Source organism: Micromonospora sp. ATLC20, assembly GCF_057196585.1.
Map to the genome: position 1 here is coordinate 1 of NZ_JBXUOV010000300.1, position 3895 is coordinate 3895.

Sequence of the window (3895 nt, forward strand, 5' to 3'; positions counted from 1 at the left end):
GCGCGGGCACGCCCGGCGGCCGGACCGGCCGGCGGCCGCCGCCCGCCTCCGACTCGCCCGGCTCCTTGGCGCCGGGCCACGGCTTGGCGACCCGGGAGGCGAGGACGAACTCCTTGCGCAGCGGGTGCCCCTCGAACTCGGGTGGCAGCAGCAGCGGACGCAGCTCGCCGTGGCCGGCGAAGTCGATGCCGAACATCTCGTGCGTCTCGCGCTCGTGCCACGCGGCGCCGGGGAACAGGTCGACCACCGACGCGACGACAGGCGTGTCCCGGGGCACCCGGGTGCGCAGCAGCAGCCCGTGCCGGTGCCGGACCGACCAGAGGTGCAGCACCACGTCGAAGCCGTCGGCCAGCTCGTCCACCGCCGACAGCCAGTCCAGGAAGTCGAGATCCAGCTCGGCGTCGTCGCGTGCCGCACGCACCGCGTCCGCCCAGCTCGCCGGGGGTACGTCGACGGTGGCGCGGGCGTACCCCTGACCGCCGGACACGGACGCGGTGGCCTCGACGGGCGCGAGCAGCGCGACCACTCGCCGGCCGACCTCTTCCGGAGTCATGCGCTGATCCTATGGCCGACGGCTGCCGGCCGGGTCGGGCCGTCCGTGCCGGGATCGCCGCTTCGCCGGACGGGCGGCGGCAGCGCGCGGAAAGATGAGGTCCGTGCGCGCTGTGACTGTGACCCCCGGTGTCCCGGATTCGCTGCGGCTCGCCGAGGACTGGCCCGAGCCGCCGCCCGAGGAGGGCGCGATCCTGGTCGAGGCGCTGGCGGTGGGTGTCTGCGGCACCGACCACGAGATCGTGGCCGGCGAGTACGGCGAGGCGCCGCCGGGCCAGGAGCGGCTGGTGCTCGGGCACGAGTCGCTGGGCCGCGTGCTGGAGGACCCGACCGGCACGTTGCAGGCCGGCGACCTGGTCGCCGGCGTGGTCCGCCACCCGGACCCGGTGCCGTGCGCGAACTGCGCGGTGGACGAGTGGGACATGTGCCGCAACGGTCGGTACACCGAGCACGGCATCAAGGCGCTGCCCGGTTTCGCCCGGGAACGCTGGCGGTTGCAGCCCAAGTTCGCCGTCGGCCTGGACCCGGCGCTCGCGTCGGTGGGCGTGCTGCTGGAACCGACGAGCGTGGTGGCGAAGGCGTGGGACCACATCGAGCGGATCGGCCGCCGGGCCGAGTGGAAACCGATGACGGTGCTGGTCACCGGTGCCGGGCCCATCGGGCTGCTGGCCGCGCTGCTCGGCAGCCAGCGTGGGCTGTCGGTGCACGTGCTGGACCGCAACACCACCGGGCCGAAGCCGGAGCTGGTCCGGGCGCTGGGGGCGACGTACCACACGTCGACGGTGCCCGAGCTGGACGTGAAGCCGGACGTGGTGATCGAGTGCACCGGCGCGCCCACTGTGGTGCTCGACGCCATGTGCAAGGCCGCGCCCACCGGCATCGTCTGCCTGACCGGCGTCTCCAGCGGCGGCCGGACGATCAACTTCGACGCCGGTGCGCTCAACCGGGAACTGGTGCTGGAGAACAACGTGGTGTTCGGCTCGGTGAACGCCGGCCGGCGGCACTGGGAGATGGCCGCCGAGGCGCTCGCCCAGGCCGAACAGTCGTGGCTGACCTCGCTGATCACCCGGCGGGTGCCGTTGTCGAGCTACCGGCAGGCGTACGCCTCGGTCGGTGAGGACATCAAGGCGGTGCTGGACTTCACGCAGTGAGGCGGGGCGCCGGATCCGGTGCCCCGGCCCCTCAGATGCCGGGTAGCCGGCCGTTGCGGAACAGGTCCACGAAGAGCTGGTGGTCCTCGCGCGCCCGGATCCCGTACCGGTGCCCGAAGTCGACCAGGTAGTCGACGAACGCCTCCGGGTCGGCGTCGACGACCGCGACGATCGCCTCCTCGGTCGAGTAGTCGACCAGGTCGTGGCTGGACTCGTCGTCGGCGACCGAGTGCATCCGGGCCACCGCCCGGCCCAGGTCGGCGAGCACGCCCGCCAGTTCCTCCGGCTCGTTCAGGTCGGCCCAGTCGAGGTCCGCCGCGTACGGGGACACCTCGGCGACGAGCTGCCCGACGCCGTCCAGTTCGGTGAAGCCCAGCCACGGGTCGGCGTGCGCCTGCAACGCGCGCTGCGACTCCGCGGTGCGGTGCCCCTGGTGCCGGAAGTACGACCGGACCCGCTCGTCGTCGACGTACCGCGCCACGGCCGGCACCTGCGCCTGCTTCATGTAGATGACGACGTCGTTCTCCAGCGCCTGGGTGTGCCCCTCCAGCAGCAGGTTGTACGACGGCAGCCCGGCCGACCCGATGCCGACGCCCTTACGCAGCACCACGTCCTTGATGCCGGCGGCGACCGGGCGCATCCGGGTGGTCGAGTCCGGCAGCGTGTGCAGGTAGTCGGCGAACGCCGCGCAGACCATCTCCCGGGTGGCGTCGTCGATCTCGTGCACGCCGTCGCCGAGGGAGAAGCGACGCTCGTAGTTGTCGATCGTGGTCTGCGCGGCGAGCAGGTCCACCCGGGTGTTCAGCCGTGCCTGCTGGAGCACCCGGCGCAGCACACCGTCGGCGTTGTCGAGCGTGATCGAGCCGATCGCGTCGTCCCCGCCAGCGGCGATGGCCCGCAGTTCGGCCAGGTACGACCGGGCGAAGCCGGTCACCAGCTCGCCGATCACCCGGTCGGAGAGCGCCTTGGCGTAGCCGAGCAGCGCCACGCTCGCGGCGAAGCGCTTCAGGTCCCAGGTGAACGGCCCGACGTACGCCTCGTCGAAGTCGTTGACGTTGAACACGAGCTGCCCGGAGGCGTTCATGTAGGTGCCGAAGTTCTCGGCGTGCAGATCGCCGTGGATCCACACCCGGCTGGTCCGCTCGTCGAGGAACCGGTCGCTGCCGAAGTCGCCGCGCTGGTCGGCGTAGAACAGCGCGGCGCTGCCCCGGTAGAAGGCGAACGGTGACGCCGCCATCTTGCGGAACTTGCGGCGGAACGCCGCCGGGTCGATCGCCATGGACGCGCCGAACTCCTCGGTCAGCACGTCGATGATGAATGCGGAGCGCTCCTCCGCGAGGTCGGTCATGAGCCGCAGGCTAGCCCCGCGCCGCCACCCGACGGGTCAGCCGACCGGTGGACGTACCGGGGGTGCGGTGAGCGCCTCGACCGGCCGCGCGACGGCGTCCGCCGGGGAGGTGAGCGCGTCCGGCCGGGGTACGCCGCCGATGCCCGACTGCTCGGCGGCGATCTTCTCCTGGAGACGCAGGATGCCGTGCAGCAGCGCCTCCGGGCGGGGCGGGCAGCCGGGCACGTACACGTCGACCGGGATGAGCTGGTCGACGCCCTTCGTCACCGAGTAGGAGTCCCAGTACGGGCCGCCGCAGTTCGAGCAGGCGCCGAACGAGATCACGTACTTCGGTTCGGGCATCTGGTCGTAGAGCCGCTTGACCGCCGGGGCCATCTTGTCGGTGACGGTGCCGCTGACCACCATCAGGTCGGCCTGCCGGGGCCCGTGGGCGAACGGGATCACGCCGAGCCGCATGAAGTCGTGCCGGCCCATGCTGGTGGCGATGAACTCGATGGCGCAGCAGGCCAGGCCGAAGTTGAACACCCAGAGCGAGTAGCGGCGGCCCCAGTTCAGCACGAACCGGATCGGCTCGCCGAGCACGGCCGGCACCTGCATCTCTGGCCTCCCTCGCAGAACCCCGAGGTGCCAGTCAACCACAGCGCCCGCGGCCCCGTTCCGGTGTCGTACCCCCGACAGGGCACCCGCGCAACGATCAGCGGTGCCGGCGTGTGTCACCACTGCCGGGCGGACGGAACCACCGCCGCCCACCACGGGGATCCGGAGGACCTTCTCATGACCACACGGACCACACGAGTGGCCGCCGCGCTGCTCGCCGGGGCGGCGGCGCTGTTCGCGCCGGCCG

4 protein-coding genes are annotated in these 3895 nt (G+C 72.3%); 1 reads left to right on the top strand and 3 read right to left on the bottom strand.

The genetic code is table 11. The features are described 5' to 3' along the window. Window positions 1–553 (bottom strand): NADH-quinone oxidoreductase subunit C (locus AC2CHG_RS30410; RefSeq protein ID WP_484526103.1); only part of this gene is annotated, 553 nt, incomplete at its 3' end. 103 nt (window positions 554–656) lie between these two features. Between AC2CHG_RS30410 and AC2CHG_RS30415 the strand changes: the two genes are divergently transcribed. Next, window positions 657–1703, top strand: a complete 1047-nt coding sequence (locus tag AC2CHG_RS30415) for a glucose 1-dehydrogenase (protein WP_262013112.1) — start codon at window positions 657–659, stop codon at window positions 1701–1703. A gap of 31 nt (window positions 1704–1734) precedes the next feature. Here the strand turns inward: AC2CHG_RS30415 and AC2CHG_RS30420 are convergent, their stop codons facing one another. Together AC2CHG_RS30420 and AC2CHG_RS30425 are read right to left on the bottom strand one after the other, a co-directional pair. After that, the gene (locus AC2CHG_RS30420; protein WP_463839239.1) at window positions 1735–3051 is read right to left on the bottom strand and encodes a DUF2252 domain-containing protein; all 1317 of its coding nucleotides are present in this window, start codon (window positions 3049–3051) and stop codon (window positions 1735–1737) included. Window positions 3052–3087: 36 nt separating this feature from the next. Further along, window positions 3088–3648: an NADH-quinone oxidoreductase subunit B gene (locus tag AC2CHG_RS30425; protein WP_013288676.1), complete on the bottom strand. Its 561-nt coding sequence runs from the start codon at window positions 3646–3648 to the stop codon at window positions 3088–3090. Window positions 3649–3895 lie beyond the last annotated feature (247 nt).